The sequence below is a fragment of the Campylobacter sp. CH278 genome, from assembly GCF_004378845.1.
Classification (GTDB): Bacteria; Campylobacterota; Campylobacteria; order Campylobacterales; family Campylobacteraceae; genus Campylobacter_D; species Campylobacter_D jejuni.
This window is the reverse complement of the sequence record NZ_RYXZ01000050.1, coordinates 1-244: the sequence shown is the minus strand read 5'-3', so window position 1 is coordinate 244 and position 244 is coordinate 1. Positions and strand designations below refer to the sequence as shown.

The following is a 244-nucleotide window of genomic DNA, read 5'->3' as shown; positions in this document are numbered from 1 at the left end:
CTTTGAAGCAATAACAGCCTCGGATTTTGCTTTAAAAACAATCTTTGCATCAAGATTCCACTCTTTTTGATCAGGAACAAATCTTTTTGAAGCATAATCACTACCAAATAATAAAGAAAAATATTGGTTTAAAGCTGAATTTTTAGCTGCTGCATCTTTAAGCGCATTCCACGCTGATTCTCTTTGATGATTTTTTGCTTGGGTGGTAGAAAAATATTTCAAAGCATCAAGCAAGCTTTCATGA

1 pseudogene is annotated in these 244 nt (G+C 33.2%); it reads right to left on the bottom strand.

Annotated features, from left to right (window positions below):
* Positions 1–244, bottom strand: a pseudogene (locus tag ELQ04_RS08645) (hemolysin activation protein); the annotation flags it as partial.